Below are 15548 nucleotides of genomic sequence, written 5' to 3'. Positions count from 1 at the left end.
TGCATTACAGGTGTACAGCTACTTGCGCAGAACAAGCTTTCTGAAGGTTCGGCCCAGCGCAGCGCCTGTGGCGTGTGCATTCGACGTCCGAACCGGGTCTGATGACACAGCAGACTGATGCTGATGCGCCAACGTACGCCCGACTGGTGAATCCACCGGCACGAGCGCAGTCGAGCCGCAGCAAGCACAGGCGTCATACCGCGATGACAGTCGCCAGAATGAATAAATCAGGCCAGGCACGATAAAACAGATCCAAAGGATCAGCTCAATCATCGTTGATCCCTTGGTAATCCGAGCCGGCTTCCCGGCCGTGCCACAATCCCTGCAGATTACTTCGCTCACCATTTCCCCCTAAGTATGTCTATGGAGCAATAATGCCACAATTACTTTGGAGGGAGCCCGAACAGCGCGGCCCTCAGCAGGTTCGACTGCGCAACTGGGTCCTCGAGCAGTACCGGATCCTCTTCCGCCGGCTGATCCTCACGACGCCACGAGATAAAGTCCTCGGCTAAGTACGGCTCTGGCCGGGACTTGCTGTCCCGGTTGATGTTCGCCAGGAGCGCCGCCGCAGTCCCATGCCGGAGGTCCGCAATCATGTCCCCGAACGGCTCGAGCTCGTAGAACGCCATCCACTCGGTGAATTCGGCCGAGCTGATCTCCAGCTGCGCCTGGCGCACGCTCTTGCCTAGCTCTTTGGCGAGTCGGAACCAGAATCTCCGCTCTGGCCGCTCGCGGAGTTTTTTGCGGCGTCCTCGACCGCAGTATCTCCGAGGCCGTTCAGGCGCATGGCGACGGCCGCCGGCGCATCCAGGGATGCGGCGCTCTTGGCCTGCAGCGCCTTGATGTCGTCCATCGTGAACAGCCGTGCGCCGCTCTCGTCGATGCAGGTGGCCGCGAGCAGAGCCGCCGAGAACTGGCCGACCGGAATGCTGCCGCTGTCGGATGCGATCGCCGCGCGGAACTCGTCACGCTCGACACCGGTCATGACGCGCACGCGCACGGTGCCGCCCCATTGCGGCACGGGGACATCCTCGTGTTTCAGATCCTGGGCGCCGAGGATTGCCGATTTCGATAACAGGGTCATGGTCAGCTCCACACGACCGGGCCGCTGATCTTGGTGTCGACCTTACCCTTGAGCAGCGCATTCACGGCGCCCGAGCTGGGGATCGACTTGACGAGCGTGCTGAAAGTCGCCACGCTGCCATCCGGCAACGTCAGCTTCATGCCGACCACGACGCCGCTGGTGCGCGCGGCGCGTAGGGCGATCTGGCCGTTGTCGGCCGCCAGCACCTTGATCTCGAAGCCAAACTTGCCTTCGTCGCGCAGGCCGCTGATGTATTCCATCGCCTGGCTGTCCAGGTCCGTCGAGTCGATGTCGGACGCGGCACCATCGAAGCCATCGAACGACAGCAGGCCGTTGATCTTGGTGTACTGCGACGGCGTGGCGGTACCGCCAGCCGCGTACACCAGGCCGGTCGTGTTGACGTCGAGGAGTGCGAAGGTGTCAGCCGTCGCATTCGCGACGACGTGCGATTTGCCGTTCAGGGCCGCCATTGTGCCGCCGATATCAGCGAGGGCGACCACAGTCCCGTTGGTGAAGCCGTGGCCCACACTTTCGACGATCGCGGGGAAGCCCACGGAAATGTCCGTGATGTTCTTCGCGGCGCCATCGCCGGTCGCGATATGCAGGGTACTGCCTTGTGCAGAAATTCCGGACATGTAAATCCTCCAAAAGTTAAAACCGTTTGTGCGGTATAAGTTGATGCCGCAGAGACTCAGGCGCCGAGGCTGAGCCTGGACGTGCAGTAGTGGACCTTGTAGCGGGTAGTGACCATGCAGGCGTTACCGTCGGCGCCGGCGAACACTGGTGCATTCGTGCCCACCTCCTCGACCAGGTAAAGCCCCGGTGCGCTGAACTGCATGATGGCGGGGTGCGCGATCTCCATGACCTCGTCAGCCTCCTGGTCGGGGGCGTCGCCGCGCGAGACGACGCTGATCAGGATCTCGCAGTGCCGTTCGGTATCGTCACCCAGGCTGTTCTCGATGTCCTCCGCGCCGCGGTGGACGATCAGCGCCGGGCTGTCTTCACGACTGAACGCCACGGACATGGAGCGGTGCACGCCGGCCGGGAACGACGGGATGGCCGCCAGAAGATCGATCAGCCCCTGGATGTAGCTTTCGCGCAGCGTCATCGCTACACCTCTTCGAGCGAAGCAACATAGAACGTGCCGTCGCCCTTCGCCGCGGGCGTCTGGCGAACCTTGTAGTCGACGCCATCGATCCGCAGCACGTAGCCGCGTTGCAGCTCGATGTCGGCGGCCTGGTACTCGATGCTGTAGTCGGTCGTATGCACCATCCCGTCGAGCACCACCTGGTCAGGCCGAGAGAAGCCGACGTCGAACGACACCGCCACGCCATTCAGCGGCTGGTAGACCGCCACATCCAACATGCCGGCATCCTTGAAGGCCGGCCAGAATACGGAAGCATCGAAGACCATGGGATGGCTTAGGCGATGACCGCGTCGATCTTGATCGTCGCCGTGGCCGCGCCGTTGGCCTTGGCCACGGTCGCAACGCCGACGCGGGTGTTGCCGGCGGCCGTCGTGGTCAGGCGGCTGTTCGCGGCATCCCAGTACAGGATCGCGCCTTGGGCGGCGACATCGGTCCCGAGTGCGGGCAGCTCGAAGACGCCTTCGGTCACTGCCTCGCCCGTGTCGCCCGCAGCGACATCCGCCACTGCGACGCCGAAGATTTTACCGACCAATACCGCCTGGCCGGCCACCGCGCCGGCAGCGAACAACAGCGTCAGCGTGCCGCCCTTCTGGATAAAGTTTTGCATATGGTTCCTATGAGATTGGAGACTTCGGAAAAGCGAAACGGCCAGCGCCAGCTGGCCAGCCTTGCGAACGAACCGTGCTTACGCGCCGGCGTTCTTGTACATGCCGCGCCAGTCGATTGCCTTGGCCCCGAACACGTGACGGGCCTTGATCAGCAGCCCGTCGACCTCGAAGCCCTGGCGGGTCTCCGTGAACAGGCCCTGCTCTCCTTCCAGGTACGCGTACTCGATCGTGTCGACCAGCGCCGGGGTAGCCGACAGGTGCCACTCCTTGCCCGGGATGCGCGGATCGACCACGACCTCCAGGCTGGTGTTGTAGTTCGGATTGATGTCGCCAGCCTTGGCTGCGACGAACGACGCCGACGTGTACTTGTTCGCCGCGCTCTCATTGTCCGGACCAACGATCAGGAACGACGGCGTCAGGTTCAGCACACGGCCCTTGAGACCGATCTGCTTACGCATCGCGGCGCGGCCGTCGCCGAGGGTCACGTCGGTGATGGCGCCGGCGACAGCGGCCAAGTTGCCGTGGTCGGCATGGAACAGGGCCGTGCCGTCCGACATGGCCGCGGCGCCCGTCAGGATGCCGTAGACGATGTCGCCTTCGATTGCCGCCGCTTCCGCCGCCAGCGCCAGGGGAATGCGGTCGAACGCGCCCAGGTCGTCGTTGATGATCGTTTCCCAGGTCAGCGCCACGATGCCGCCCCACTTGCCCAGCGAGTACTTCTCTGCCGAGTCGCCGAAGGTGATCATCCTGTATTCGCCGCCTTCCTTGATCTGCTTGAACGCAGCCGATTCGGACAGCTGGGTGCGCGCCACTTCGCGGAAGTCCGGCGCGGTGGACTCGCGCGCCCAGCCGGTGAAGGTTCGCGGCTGGATGCCGTAGGCGGCTCGCAGCGTACGGTTCACGGTGCCGGCCAGGATTTGCGGGAAATCGCTGGTGGAGCTCATGCCCGCGCGACCCATCATGTCGCGGTCCAGGTTCAGCGCCATCACCGCGATCTCGCGGCGCGACAGGCTGCGCGCGCTGCCGCCGGCCGTTTCGATCGATTCGCGCGCCATGTCCATCAGGGTCATACCGCGATACTGGCGCGCGGCGTCCATGCGCTTGGCGTCGCTGCGGAAGGCGGCATTCGGGTTCGCGCGCAGCACGATGGCGTCGCCGATCGCGGCGCGGCGCATTTCGGTTTCGTCGCTGATGGTCCGGATATCGGCCCCGCTGCGGGTCGGCGCAGCTGCGTCGCGCTTCGCCTTCTCGCGCAGCACCGCCATGCCGGCATCGGCTGCCGACATGTCACGCTGGCCGATCAGCTGCTGGGCATACGCCTCGTCCAGGCCGCCGAGGCGGACAGCCTCGCGAATGCCGGCCTGGCGTTCCGCTTCCTGCGTGGCGCCCTCGGCGCGTGCCGCGTCGAGTTGAGCCTGGGTTGGCGCCGTGGTCGGCGCCGCCGTCGTGTCTTGTACACCCATGGAGGGTTCCTTTCTGGTTTGGTTACCGGCGGCTGCCGGCGGTTGAACTGCTGGGGTGCTACGGGTATTGAACTTGCAGGGCGCCATGCGCACGTCCGGGCCCGGTTTGGTGTTCGGCTGGTTCGGATCGTCGCTACGGGTGCCGCAGTCCGCATCGGCGCCAATCGGGCAAAGCGAGATCTCGCTAGGCTCCCAGTCGATGGCACGGTAGATCCAGGGCTGGCCATCGGCGGATGGCGGAATACGGTCGTACTCAAAAACGGTGTAGCCGACCGAGACGTTGCAGATGATCTTGTCGAGCACGTCCTGGTAGTAGGGCTGGACATCCTCGCGCTTCGAGAACTCGACAGTGGCAACGCCTTGCGCCGCCTCAAGCGACGCGGACCGGACCACGCCGAACACCGAGCTCAGATCCCAGCGCGAGTGGGTGTTGAGCAAAGGGGCCTGGCCCGACTGCAGGCGTCCCATGCGGACGTGCTTGGGATCGAGGCTCAGCTCCTCGACGTAGTAACGATCGTTGTACCAGTCGTAACGCCGCACGCCCGCGCCGGTGGTCCACACTAGGTCGACCGTACGCGTATCGGCGTTGACCGTCGTGATCGGGGCCGTGCGAGCCTGCATGGGCATCTGCAGGACTTCGCCAGGGATGTCTTTTGGATTCATGTGTCGCCTTAAAAAAAATGCCCCGCTCGGCGCGTGCCGGCGGGGCGGGTATCAGGAAGGGGTACGGTTCTACTCTTGGCCAATCATTTGCGCCGCGGTTCCGGCGTCGATCAGGCGCTGCGAGACCGCCGCATCGGAGTCGGTCAGGATGTCCAGGTCCTTGAGCTTCTTGCGCTCGGCGGCGATCTCGGCGAAGACCGTGTCGGGATCCTCGCCCATTTCGCGAATGGTCTCCGAAATGCTCTTCACCGTGCCGCGGTGAGCCTCTTTCGCCGCCATCACATCCTTCAACGGGTCAACCCACTGCAGCTTCGGCATGGTCCATTTCATCGCCGTCACCGGCTTGCGCGTCTTACCTGCCAGCCGCGCCACTTCCTGGAAGCGCCGCCCGATCGGCGCCAACACCATCGGCTTCAAGGCCAGCCACTGTTCGGCCTTGATCATCTGGCGGAACTCCACCAGGCCGGCCCGGTAACTGCTGAAGTTGAAGTTCGACAGGTTGCCGGTCATCTGCGAATACATGACCTGGGCGCCGGCCGCGATCGCGTGCAGCTGCGTCTCCGTGTAGTCGCCATAACCGCCGCCCGATGCCGGATTACCGAATTCGACACCTTCCGAGTTCGAGACGTACTTGATCATTCCGGGCGCGACCTTCTCGTTCACCGCACGCGAGGTTTGTTTCACCTCGCTCCCCATCCGCATCGACGTGTCGTCGGTGCGTACGAACGCGACAAAGCACGACTCGATTTTCTTGCGCACCAGCTCGGCCTGCTCGTAATCAGCCAGGTCGCGAAGGCGCAGCAGCGAGACGGCGAGCTCGGGCATGCCGCGCACCTGGCTGGGCCTGCGCTTGCGGTAATAGTGCAGCACCTCGGACGCCGGCACCCGCTTGCTCTCGAGGCTGGCCAGCTGGTAGCTCGCCATTTCGCCCGGGTGCACGGGGAACAGCCAGTAGGCGACGCGCTGCCCGATCAGGTTGAACTCGACGCCGGCGATCGCGTAATTGCCGTTGGGCAGCGGCCCCGTCTTGGTCGTATCGATGTGATCGGGCTCGAGCACCTGCAGCTGCAGCGGGACTTCGTAGCCGTCGTCCGGCAAGCGCGATCGGAAGCGGATGATCACCTCGCCGGACTCGCGCCGTGTACGGTGCGCCAGGTCGATCAGCCCGTTGAAGTCCAGCTGGCCGTCGGCGTCGCAGTACTCGCACCAGTCGTCCCACAGCTGCTGGTCCGGCGCCTTGGCCACGATGCCGTCGCCGACGGTGTTCACGCACAGCGTCTCGATCGCCTTGGCGGCGTACTCGTTGTTGCGCACCACGTCCCGGCAGCGATTGCGCACGCGGGACAGCGCCGGCGCGATCTCGACGTTCGCGCTGCCGCCATTCGCGACCCAGCCATCGGTCCGGCGGCCGACCTTCGCGGCGTCGTAGCCGCGCATCAGCTCGAGCGCGCTGCGCGCCTGGGCCCGGCGCAAACCAGCCATGGGGTTGATCATCCCGACAAGTTGATCGATCAGGTTCATATCAGTCCCGGCTGAAAATGGTCAGCGCGCCCGGACCGCGGTTGGACAGCGGGGCCGCGCCGAGCTGGCCGGAAGCGATCAGCTCCGCGCGAACGATGTTCCTGGCCTGGACCAGTTCGCCCACGCTGCGGTAATCGACACGCTTGCCGTCGTAGCTGACCGAGGTTTGTCCGGATGCCAGCGCTGCTTCGAGTGCGTTGAGTTGAGTGAGTGTGAATGCCATGTTCAGTCCAGCCAGTTATCAGTACCCGACAGCCATGTGCTTTCGGGTGGTTGTTCGTCTTGCGCCGCCGGCGCAGGCGATGCCGCAGCAGCCGGCGCAGGTTGCGGCGTCGGCGCCGGCGGCGCGTCGCCAGCATCGGCTTCCGCCGGCGCCTCATCTCCGGTCAGGGTCAGCGGGGCCGTGAACAGATCGCCGTTGACCGGTTCGATCATGCTCTCCAGCTGGGCCCAGTCGGCGTCGCGCATCGTGTCGAGCCGCAGCAGTGGGTGATACGCCGCAGCGAAGCCGTACACGAACAGGTCGATCACCTCGTTGCGGCGGCCAGGCAGCTTGCGCCACTGGGACTTGCCGGCGTCGTAGACCTCGGCTGTCAGCTGTTCGAAGTACTCGTCCGCCAGGCCCGCGGGGAAGCGAATGAACCGGTCTTCCGGGACCGCCTCCTCATCGGAGGCGATGTAGTTGAACAGCAGCGACTTCGCGGTGTCCGTGCCGACGTGCCAGAGCTGCACGCCACCCTTGATCGTCCGCCCTCGGTGGTTCACGTCCATCGTGGCCGGGCGCCCGATGATCGGCTTGCCGGCGGTCGATGCGCCTTTCACGGCGAAGACGCCGGCATGCCGGTACAGCCTGGCGTAGTGGTAGACCTCATGCGTATGGTGACCGCCGGAGTCGATTGCACACGTCTGCACACGCATCGAGACGCCGAAGCTGTTCACCAGCGGCCGCTCGCGCAGCGTGGTGAGACGGGCCCACACGTCGTCCTTGGCCGGGTCACCGTCGATGATGCCGTAATCGATGACCCAGTGTTTCTTGTTGCGGCCGAAGCCCAGGATCTGGTACTCCAGGCGGTTGCCCTGCACGTCGACCGACATGACCAGGGCAAGACACCCCTTCGGAATCGTGCGCAGCTGGAAGGTCTCGCGGCGTTTCGCGATCTCGGCGCCCTTCACCTGGCCGCTCAGGTCTTCCCAGCACTCGGCCAGCTCGTTGTTAATGAAGGCCTTCAGTAATACAGGATCCTTCTGCGCAGCGATCCAGTCGCCCGCCAGCTCTGTCCACGGGCGCCATCCGAGAGGCGCATACAATGACGGCAAGTGGAAGCTGGCCACGCCAGGCTCGCCCTTGGCGGTCGGCTGCCAGTACGCGCCCTCGTAACCGCGCGTCTTCCATTCGGCTTCGGTGCTGAGCACGCCGCAGTCGTTGCAGAGGTAGCGGACCTTCTCAGGCTCGCCCTCCGGCCACTTCATCTGCGACCACTTGAAGAACTGGCGCGTGCCGCAGCACGGGCAGGCGACCATGTACTTCTGCTGGTCGCCGCGCAGGTAGTTGCGGTCGATCGGCGAGCTGCCGACGATCGTCGGCGTGCTGTTGCCGAAGATGCGTGCCTTGCGGCCGAAGTTACTCGTCCGCTTCTTGGCCAGCGTCTCCGGGCTGCCCTGGTTGCCGATGTCTCCGGCATACTCGTCCATCTCCTCGAGCAGCACGTAGCGCATGGTCGAGGACTTCAGGCCACCAGGTCGGTTTGCACCGATCAGCTGCATGAAGCCGCCGGGGAACTTCTTGCGGCGCTTCGTGTTGTCGGAGCCCTTGACGTTCGCGTCGCGGATCCGCTTCTTCAGTTCCGCGGTCGAGAGCCGCATGGGCTCGAAGCGGGACAGCTCCCATTTCTCCGCGTCCTCCAGGGTCGCGAACACGGCCAGGATGTTCCCGGCCGCCGAGGTGATCGCGTGGCCGATGAAGTTTTCGCCCAGAGCAGAGCCGCCGAGCTGGTGCCCCTTCTTGAGGTAGACCTCGCGGTACGGGCTGTCCGGCGACAGCGCGTCCATGATGCCAACGAGGTAAGGCGTGCGGCTGTTGCGCCACGGTCCGGGCTCCGGCGTGTCCGGCGGCAGCACGCGGTACGTCTCCGCCCACTCCGCGATCGGGATCCGGCTGTCTGGCCGGATCGCCTCCGTGATGGACCGGATGAATTCGTCGACTGCTCCCATTTACTCGTCCTGTTCCTGCAGAAGCCTGCCGATGTCGATGCTCGCCAGCGCGTCGGCGAGCGCCGACTCCATCAGGCGCTCGCACGCATGCGGATCGTCCAGCGCGGCCAGCTGGTCCTTCAGGCGCGCCGGCACGTTGAGGACGCCGTCGCGGATGCCGCGGAACGTCGTCGACGCGATACGCTTTGCGTCCTCGACCGGAATCAGCTCGCCGGCCAGCTGCCGGTACTCAAGCTCCTGCTTCAGCGCGCTGAACTTCTCACGCGACGCGCGGTGCGTCCGGTACTCGCTCGTCGAGACGTCGCCTTCGTCGGCCTCGTCGTCGGAATCGGGAGCGGCACGCCGTCCCACGCTGCCGGGCGCAGCCGGAGAAAGCGATTTTTTTTCAGGCTGGTCGATGCTGACAATGGGTCGCGGCACATCGTCGCTGTTGCGCCAATCGCGGTCGGCCTGGTCGGAGTCGATCTTCTTCTCCGCCGTGACCTTGATGTGCCCCGCCTCGATCGCCTTTTGCACTGCGCGCAGCGTCACGCCCGCGTGGCGCGAGTACGCGCGATAACCCATCAAAGCCATATGACTACCCTTGTTCTGACTACTGACTACTGACTACTGACTACCGGGTGACTACCCCTTTAAAAGTTTGTAACGACACGAACATCGAGACGCGAATTACCCATGGAGCAGGAGCCCTGGGAAGGACCCACGAAAACGCGTCGCGCATCGAAATTAGTTGCATTTATGCAACTTCATCGAACAACAAGTTGCCCGCGAGAAACTATGTTGACCGCGTCGTCACCGCCGGGCCGTCTTGACCGCATCAGCCCAGGCCTCGACCATGTTCGCCTGGAACTCGGCCGTGATCGTTTCCTTGCCGACCTCGCTGAACTGGAATCGCTTCCTGTACACCGCCGCAGTCGCAAATACGATCAGGGGAGTGATCAACCTGTTGTTGTTGACCCGCGCGTAAATGCCGGGCGGCAGCGCTTGCCCCCTGGGCTTGCCGGAGAAGAAGCGCTTCGCATCGCCGGACGTGTTCACGTCGGCCGCGATGCGCTTGATCTTTGCCTTGGTCAGGTTGCCGTATTGGTTCAGCGCGACGCCACGGCCCGGCAGGGCCACCTGCGCCCGGCCACCGCTCGCGAACTTCTGCTCGAATGACTTGAACTCCCGCTGGCCGCCTTCAGCCTCGGCTTGCAGGTACTTGGCCTGCGCATCCTTGATGAACACCGATGCGGTGAGATTCCTCTTCGTCGCACCTTTGAATGCCACGGCACGCTGGGTGAATGGCGTCGGCTTATCAAACGCCTGCGGGATGTACCGCTCCTCGGCGCTCTTGGCATCGCGCACCGTTACGGTCATCGCCTTGGCAATCGCAAACGGCGCCTGCTGGCGCGCCAGGTCGTCCATCCGGCTGAGCAACTCAGGCAGTCCCTTGATATGTACATTCGCCATTGGCTCACCCTTGTGCACACATCTGTACTACGAATAAAAAAGCCCGGCGGGCCGGGCAAACGAATGATTGCTTTGTATCCCCCGCTTTGCAGCGGATCGAGACAGGATCACCGCCTTTCGTCGTTGAGAATAAGAGCGCCGGACCACACTGCAGGCCCGGCAAAGCGCGCCACACGAGGAAGCACGGTGCAAAGAAAAAGCCCCGCGTGGCAGGGACCAGGCAGGGCTTTTACTGAAATTCTTCATCAAGTCGCAATGACTTCGATCATGGGCAAAATATACACGCGCTGTAACACTCTCGTCAATCGCTTTCTGTCGGCAAGGCAACACCGTCCTTGACCAGCCGCTCCTCCAGGTGCTGAATCGCCAGATCCTCCAGCTGTCTCAGGTGGTTCCGCATCTTGAAGCTGGCGCGCTGGTAGAGCATCGGGTTTCCGCCGAACGAGCTCGCCAGGTCGCGGAACGTGACACCGACCTTCGCATGATTAGCAAACAGGCGCCCAAGCATGCAGTCGATCGCCAGCGGCTTGATGCGAGGGAACAGCGGCCGCATCCAGTCGGACAGTCCCTTGATCGCATCGATACGCTCAGCCGAGAACGCGAAACGCCGCCCGGCCTGGCCGGTAGCGAAATGACCGCCATCCGTGAGGGTGCGACCGTTCGTCCGGTCCAATGCGATCTGCACCTCGCGCTCCACGGATTCCGCCCGGGCCACCGCGGCGCCCTGGTCACGCACGTCGTCGCGCGCGGCGAAGTACTGCTCACGCACCGTGGCCTCGGTCTCGGCGCGCGTTACGCGCCCCTCGCACGCCAGGTACTGGTCTCGCGCCGCCTCGAGCGAGACCCTCGCCTGCTGCAACTTCTTGCGCGCGGCCTCGACGTCAGCCTGTGCACGCTGCAGCGCGTCGACCAGCTGGAGGCCCGTCAGCTCGTCGTGAGAGGTATCCTCGAACTCGACATAGCCATACTTGGCTTGTAAGACCCACATCTCCGGCGACGGCAAGTGCTTGACCGCCTGCGTGATCATCACGCACTGCGCGCGCACTTCAGCGCTGGACAGGCCGCCGAAGTTGACCGAGTCGGACGACTCGCCACGCAGTTGCTCCAGCCACCCACGCTGGTTGCCATCCAGCCGGATCGACTCCAACACCCGGATCAGCGCCTTACGCAACGGCGCGTCCTGCATCGCAGGCTGGCTCATCACCACGAACGCCACGTGCACGGCCTGGCCGGCGCTCCCAAAAATCGCATCCATTTCCATCATCGTTCCCATCGCTTGTCCTTTCAGTCCTTGACGCTCTGCGGCGCCGATCTCTCACGTCCCTACTTCCGGTCCTTCTGCTCGACGACATACGGCAGCCCTCGCTCATCCCACTGCACCCGGTGCCGTGGCGGACTGGGCGTCCCGAACGTGTGACCGTTCTCTTCCGCGTAGAACACCGGCTCACCCTTCCTCGCCCTGCGCAGGACGTCGTCGATGTTCTCCCTGCCGAATACCGCCCGGTATTCATCGATCAGCGCCGCCGTCACCGGCATCACATCCCTCAAACTTCCCTTCGTCATCGCTTTTCCTCCTCAATCCGCCCAACCTCAAAATGGTTAGTCCAAGAGGTTGGACGGCTGAGACCCGCATGGATGCTGGGTTTGTCCAACCTCCTAACCTGTCCAACCTGTTTTTTTGTTTTACCAACGACGGAAACTGGCCTTCCCACTCGTCGCACGCGTATACGCGTACGCGGGTGTACGTGCGGGCGCGGCCCGGTTGGCGAGGTTGGACGGTTGGACGAAGCCAGTATCCATGCGGGTTTCAGCCGTCTAACCTCAAAACTGCAAGGTTGGACGGATAGTCGTCCTACGTTGGACGAGCCGGCGTACCTGGTCGACGCCATCACCTTTTCCGCCTGCGCAAAATGCGCCCACGATCCCTGGTGAGACGCCGGCACGGCACCGGCTCGTTGATCAAAATGGGAGCGGCTCATCGTCCCCTCCGGCCTTGGGTGCCCCTTGCTCCGCTTCCGCCACGGGGCGTTCGTAGTACCACTCACGCGCGCCACCGGACTCGCGATGCTTCGTCCAGCCGAACTTACGCATGATCGCGCCCACGCGCATCGTCTCGGCCCGCGCGGGGCCGATCTTCGAGAGCTCGAAGTGCAGCGCCCTGGTGAGCAGCTCGCGCGCCGTGACGCGCTTGAGTGGCCCGGCCGACATCGGCTTGCCTTCCGAGTCGACGCCCTCGCAGTACTCCCAAATTCGGCCGCGCCATGGGTCCGGGATCTCGCGATCGTCCTGCATCGGGCCGATGAGGCGCTGTTGTTGGTCGTACGTCGGCCACCACTGCACACCGGAACGCATCAACGCGATGGCCTCGCCGAACAACTGGTCCCGGTCCGCCTTCAGCGCCTCGATGTCGATGCCGCCCGTCTGGACCGGCCAGAAGCGCCGGTTACCGGTGCCATCCTTGAAGTACGCGTCCTCGTTCGTCGTCGCGGCGAACGCGCAGCGACGCGGTACGTTCTTCATGCGGCGGCCGTACGGCTCCCGGAAGCGGTCGACGGTACTGGACATGAACGCCTTGATGGCGGTGACCTCGGAACGGTTGAACTGCTCCAGTTCGGCGACCTCGTACAGCAGCACGCCCTGGATCGACAGGTAGCCATCCTTGTCGCCCATTCGGAACGGGGTGTCGGCGAACCAGTCTCCACCGAGCACCTTCAAGGCGGTCGACTTGCCCTGGCCCTGCCCGCCCTCGAACACCGGCGCGTGGTCGTTCTTGACGCCCGGCTTGTAGCCGCGCATGACGATGCCGATGAAGAACATCGTCGACACCAAGCGCAGATATTCCGAATCTGCCGCGCCCCAATAGCGCGACAGCGCCGTGGCGACGCGCTGCTGGCCGTCCCAGCCTTCCGCGCAGCGGTTGAAGTAGTCGATGACCGGATCGAACTGGTAACGACGTGCCGCTTGCGCGACACCGCGCTCGATATCGCCCACCGAGGCCAGGACGAGGCCATAGTTCTGGGCCAGGTACATGCCCAGCTCGAAGTCGTCCGATTCTGTCCACTCGCCCGGCGTGCTCGCCCAGGGCGTCTTGCGCAGCTTGACCTGCAGGCCGCTGAACAGGTCCAGTCCGACCAGGCCGCGCAGCTTGTCGTCCCTCTCGAGCACGATGTACACGTTCTCGCGGCATCCCTTGATCCCGCCATTGGCCGTCGGAATCAGCTTGGCCCGCAGGGCGTCGCGCGATCCGCCGCCCGCGCCAGCCGGCAAAGGGGTGGAAGCGGTGTCCGCCTGCCCCGCCGACTGTTCGTCGAACCAGGTCGGCACGTCGTCGCCGGCCGCCGCGTCATCCTGGTCGGCCGGCGCTGCGCTGCTCGGCGCCGGCGCGCTCGCTTCCGCCGGCCGCAACCTGGTCGCCCACTGGACGACGTCCTCCTCCGTGGCGCCGCCGGCAATCAGGTCCGCCACATCCCAGCCATCGGGCATTTGCCCGGGCGGCGGGATGTCGACGAACAGCACGTTGCAGCCCTGTGCACGCAGGATCTCGGCAATCTTGAGCATCGCGCTCATGCCCGGCTGCTCAGCCTCCGGCATGATCTGGCCGGCGTGCTCGTGGCCTTCCTTGTAGACCTTCGCATCGGCGTCCGCCCACAGGATGACGTCGCGGTCACGGACGGCCGACCAGTCGGATTTCTTCACGGCTTTGCCGCCGCCTGACCAGGACAGGATTTCAAAGATCCCGTTCATGGACGGCAGCGCCGCCGCGGCATCGACGCACTTCTCGCCTTCGACCACCAGGACGGGCACGTCCGGGCGGTGCGGGCCACGCAGATACAGCGGCCGCGGCTCGGGGAACGCCATCCAGTGCCATTCGCGCCGGCCAGTATCGGTCTTGGCGAACACGCAGGGCAGCACTTCCTTGCCCACGCCGTCCGAGCGCCGGAAGCGGTAGATCACGCCGAGCAGCTGACCGTTCGTGTCGCGGTACTCCCAGTGCGCCTCGGGCTTGCCTCGGACGAGGTGCGCCTTCGGGTACGGCCCCGCGTCATCAGGCACCGGCATGATCGGCGTCCAGGTCGCTTTTTTCTTTCCGTCGGCCGGCGCTCCTACCCCTTTGTCCGCTGGCGCAGGCGCGGGATCAGGTCGTGCTGGCGCAGTCTTGGCGATCGGCTTGATGCCGTTGCCGCGCTGGCCGGCGCCGGGCGTGATCGTGATGCCGAGGCGATCGGCGAGGGCCTTGCAGGCCTGCCCGGGCTTGAGGTCGTGGACGTATGCATAGAGCGAGATCAGGTCGCCGCCTGCGGCGTCGTCGGAAAAATCGGACCAAACTCCCGCCTTGGCGCCGGTGAGGCGCACGCGCAGCGACTGTCCGGCTTCGCCGGCCCTCGATCCGATGCAGAACTCGTGCCCTTCCTGGACGCCTTGCGGGAACCACTCTTGCAGGAGAATCAGAATAGAGTCGAGCGCTGCGCGCCCGACTGACGAAAAATCCTCAAGCGTCACGCTACGGCCTTCTTTCCATGGGCAATGACGTGCTCGCCGATGCGCGATGGGATGGTTCGGTAGTCGGCCGCACCAGGCCGCAACGCAAGTGCAGTTGGACGATGAAGCGCGCGAAGCGGCTGGAACGGCGCCGCATAAGGACCAGGCGGAACCGGTGCGGCGGCCTCGGCGGACGGCGTCAGGAACGTCACGCCACGGCTCGTGAGCGTCACGAGGTCATCCCGGCGCAGTACGAGCCGCTGGCGTTCGAGCGGGCCGACGATAAGCCTCTGGAACCGGCCAGGCGTGTCGGACCAGACCAGCTGGGTCATCAAGTCGGCCGGACTGGCCTGGCCGCCCACATTTTGCAGATGCTGCAGGGCCGTGTACGCGCCGCTTCCTTTGGTAGGGCCTTTGACCGAAGCGATCATGCGACCTCCCGGGGCGCCTGTGGCGTGTAAATCCGGAACACCAGAGCGACCAGCTCGGCCAGCACCTTGTGCATCCGTGCGGCGTCCGCCTCGAGCATGGCCTTCTCGTCCCGGTCAATCTCTTCGTCGGCCGTGGCCTCCGTGAAGTGTCGCGAGAACGTGCCGAGTTCGGCATAGAGATCGTTGAACTTCCTCATCAAGACCTCGTTTTCACACGACAGATCGTCCGGCAGCTTGAGGAACACGCCGCCCGATGCGGTAGCAATCGCCTCGGCATACAGCGTGGTGCCCGACAATTCCTGCAGGGCCAGGCAATGATCCTCGCTGAGCACTTGGCCTTTCGTTTCATAGGCCCGGTTACGCAGTGCGCTGACCGTCATGCCCAGGTACGCCGCCGCAACCTCCCAGGTTCCGCGCACCTTGCCGATCATCTTGAGTTTTGCGTCGCGCAATTCCATACATCCCCCTACGTTATTTTGGTTTTGCAAA

General features: G+C 64.5%; 17 protein-coding genes. All 17 read right to left on the bottom strand.

Annotated features, from left to right (window positions below; translation table 11 throughout):
• Positions 1 to 383: 383 nt before the first annotated feature.
• A complete protein-coding gene (locus tag ACEN98_RS09320) occupies positions 384 to 677 on the bottom strand; it encodes a DUF4035 domain-containing protein (RefSeq protein WP_413383711.1) in 294 nt (97 codons plus the stop codon).
• Positions 678 to 685: 8 nt separating this feature from the next.
• Positions 686 to 1084 carry a hypothetical protein gene (locus ACEN98_RS09315; RefSeq protein ID WP_413383709.1) on the bottom strand — a complete coding sequence of 133 codons (399 nt, stop codon included), beginning with the start codon at positions 1082 to 1084 and terminating at the stop codon, positions 686 to 688.
• A gap of 2 nt (positions 1085 to 1086) precedes the next feature.
• Positions 1087 to 1719, bottom strand: coding sequence for a phage tail tube protein (locus tag ACEN98_RS09310; RefSeq protein ID WP_413383707.1), 633 nt, complete (start codon positions 1717 to 1719; stop codon positions 1087 to 1089).
• A 56-nt stretch (positions 1720 to 1775) separates the two neighbouring features.
• Positions 1776 to 2192 carry a hypothetical protein gene (locus ACEN98_RS09305; RefSeq protein ID WP_413383705.1) on the bottom strand — a complete coding sequence of 139 codons (417 nt, stop codon included), beginning with the start codon at positions 2190 to 2192 and terminating at the stop codon, positions 1776 to 1778.
• 2 nt (positions 2193 to 2194) lie between these two features.
• The gene (locus tag ACEN98_RS09300; protein WP_413383703.1) at positions 2195 to 2497 is read right to left on the bottom strand and encodes a hypothetical protein; all 303 of its coding nucleotides are present in this window, start codon (positions 2495 to 2497) and stop codon (positions 2195 to 2197) included.
• A gap of 8 nt (positions 2498 to 2505) precedes the next feature.
• Positions 2506 to 2838, bottom strand: a complete 333-nt coding sequence (locus ACEN98_RS09295) for a DUF2190 family protein (RefSeq protein WP_413383701.1) — start codon at positions 2836 to 2838, stop codon at positions 2506 to 2508.
• Between the two features lie 78 nt (positions 2839 to 2916).
• The gene (locus ACEN98_RS09290; protein WP_413383699.1) at positions 2917 to 4965 is read right to left on the bottom strand and encodes a prohead protease/major capsid protein fusion protein; all 2049 of its coding nucleotides are present in this window, start codon (positions 4963 to 4965) and stop codon (positions 2917 to 2919) included.
• A gap of 69 nt (positions 4966 to 5034) precedes the next feature.
• The gene (locus tag ACEN98_RS09285) at positions 5035 to 6447 is read right to left on the bottom strand and encodes a phage portal protein (protein WP_413383697.1); all 1413 of its coding nucleotides are present in this window, start codon (positions 6445 to 6447) and stop codon (positions 5035 to 5037) included.
• A gap of 40 nt (positions 6448 to 6487) precedes the next feature.
• Positions 6488 to 6709 carry a phage head-tail joining protein gene (locus tag ACEN98_RS09280; RefSeq protein WP_413383695.1) on the bottom strand — a complete coding sequence of 74 codons (222 nt, stop codon included), beginning with the start codon at positions 6707 to 6709 and terminating at the stop codon, positions 6488 to 6490.
• A 2-nt stretch (positions 6710 to 6711) separates the two neighbouring features.
• Positions 6712 to 8697 (bottom strand): phage terminase large subunit family protein, encoded by a 1986-nt coding sequence (locus ACEN98_RS09275; protein ID WP_413383693.1) that lies wholly within the window; start codon positions 8695 to 8697, stop codon positions 6712 to 6714.
• Positions 8698 to 9270, bottom strand: a complete 573-nt coding sequence (locus ACEN98_RS09270) for a hypothetical protein (RefSeq protein WP_413383691.1) — start codon at positions 9268 to 9270, stop codon at positions 8698 to 8700. It lies immediately after the preceding gene.
• Positions 9271 to 9489: 219 nt separating this feature from the next.
• The gene (locus tag ACEN98_RS09265; RefSeq protein ID WP_413383689.1) at positions 9490 to 10149 is read right to left on the bottom strand and encodes a hypothetical protein; all 660 of its coding nucleotides are present in this window, start codon (positions 10147 to 10149) and stop codon (positions 9490 to 9492) included.
• A gap of 301 nt (positions 10150 to 10450) precedes the next feature.
• Positions 10451 to 11422 carry a hypothetical protein gene (locus ACEN98_RS09260; RefSeq protein WP_413383687.1) on the bottom strand — a complete coding sequence of 324 codons (972 nt, stop codon included), beginning with the start codon at positions 11420 to 11422 and terminating at the stop codon, positions 10451 to 10453.
• 50 nt (positions 11423 to 11472) lie between these two features.
• Entirely contained in the window at positions 11473 to 11712 is a 240-nt protein-coding gene (locus tag ACEN98_RS09255) for a hypothetical protein (RefSeq protein ID WP_413383685.1), read from the bottom strand.
• 396 nt (positions 11713 to 12108) lie between these two features.
• Positions 12109 to 14208 carry a VapE domain-containing protein gene (locus tag ACEN98_RS09250; RefSeq protein ID WP_413383683.1) on the bottom strand — a complete coding sequence of 700 codons (2100 nt, stop codon included), beginning with the start codon at positions 14206 to 14208 and terminating at the stop codon, positions 12109 to 12111.
• Positions 14209 to 14645: 437 nt separating this feature from the next.
• Positions 14646 to 15059: a hypothetical protein gene (locus ACEN98_RS09245; protein ID WP_413383682.1), complete on the bottom strand. Its 414-nt coding sequence runs from the start codon at positions 15057 to 15059 to the stop codon at positions 14646 to 14648.
• The gene (locus ACEN98_RS09240; protein WP_413383680.1) at positions 15056 to 15517 is read right to left on the bottom strand and encodes a YmfL family putative regulatory protein; all 462 of its coding nucleotides are present in this window, start codon (positions 15515 to 15517) and stop codon (positions 15056 to 15058) included. Before ACEN98_RS09240 ends, ACEN98_RS09245 begins: the two co-directional genes overlap by 4 nt.
• Positions 15518 to 15548: the final 31 nt, after the last annotated feature.

Source organism: Massilia sp. CT11-137 (genome assembly GCF_047302885.1).
GTDB lineage: Bacteria > Pseudomonadota > Gammaproteobacteria > Burkholderiales > Burkholderiaceae_D > Telluria > Telluria orientalis.
The sequence above is the reverse complement of the archived record's forward strand: the minus strand, read 5'-3'. Positions and strand labels throughout refer to the sequence as shown.

What these genes read in the sequence shown, in the direction of transcription:
- ACEN98_RS09315 (WP_413383709.1), bottom strand. Translation starts at nt 1,084, where the DNA reads ATGACCCTGTTATCGAAATCGGCAATCCTCGGCGCCCAGGATCTGAAA.
- ACEN98_RS09310 (WP_413383707.1), bottom strand. Translation starts at nt 1,719, where the DNA reads ATGTCCGGAATTTCTGCACAAGGCAGTACCCTGCATATCGCGACCGGC.
- ACEN98_RS09305 (WP_413383705.1), bottom strand. Translation starts at nt 2,192, where the DNA reads ATGACGCTGCGCGAAAGCTACATCCAGGGGCTGATCGATCTTCTGGCG.
- ACEN98_RS09300 (WP_413383703.1), bottom strand. Translation starts at nt 2,497, where the DNA reads ATGGTCTTCGATGCTTCCGTATTCTGGCCGGCCTTCAAGGATGCCGGC.
- ACEN98_RS09295 (WP_413383701.1), bottom strand. Translation starts at nt 2,838, where the DNA reads ATGCAAAACTTTATCCAGAAGGGCGGCACGCTGACGCTGTTGTTCGCT.
- ACEN98_RS09290 (WP_413383699.1), bottom strand. Translation starts at nt 4,965, where the DNA reads ATGAATCCAAAAGACATCCCTGGCGAAGTCCTGCAGATGCCCATGCAG.
- ACEN98_RS09285 (WP_413383697.1), bottom strand. Translation starts at nt 6,447, where the DNA reads ATGGCTGGTTTGCGCCGGGCCCAGGCGCGCAGCGCGCTCGAGCTGATG.
- ACEN98_RS09280 (WP_413383695.1), bottom strand. Translation starts at nt 6,709, where the DNA reads ATGGCATTCACACTCACTCAACTCAACGCACTCGAAGCAGCGCTGGCA.
- ACEN98_RS09275 (WP_413383693.1), bottom strand. Translation starts at nt 8,697, where the DNA reads ATGGGAGCAGTCGACGAATTCATCCGGTCCATCACGGAGGCGATCCGG.
- ACEN98_RS09270 (WP_413383691.1), bottom strand. Translation starts at nt 9,270, where the DNA reads ATGGCTTTGATGGGTTATCGCGCGTACTCGCGCCACGCGGGCGTGACG.
- ACEN98_RS09265 (WP_413383689.1), bottom strand. Translation starts at nt 10,149, where the DNA reads ATGGCGAATGTACATATCAAGGGACTGCCTGAGTTGCTCAGCCGGATG.
- ACEN98_RS09260 (WP_413383687.1), bottom strand. Translation starts at nt 11,422, where the DNA reads ATGGGAACGATGATGGAAATGGATGCGATTTTTGGGAGCGCCGGCCAG.
- ACEN98_RS09255 (WP_413383685.1), bottom strand. Translation starts at nt 11,712, where the DNA reads ATGACGAAGGGAAGTTTGAGGGATGTGATGCCGGTGACGGCGGCGCTG.
- ACEN98_RS09250 (WP_413383683.1), bottom strand. Translation starts at nt 14,208, where the DNA reads ATGCCGGTGCCTGATGACGCGGGGCCGTACCCGAAGGCGCACCTCGTC.
- ACEN98_RS09245 (WP_413383682.1), bottom strand. Translation starts at nt 15,059, where the DNA reads ATGATCGCTTCGGTCAAAGGCCCTACCAAAGGAAGCGGCGCGTACACG.
- ACEN98_RS09240 (WP_413383680.1), bottom strand. Translation starts at nt 15,517, where the DNA reads ATGGAATTGCGCGACGCAAAACTCAAGATGATCGGCAAGGTGCGCGGA.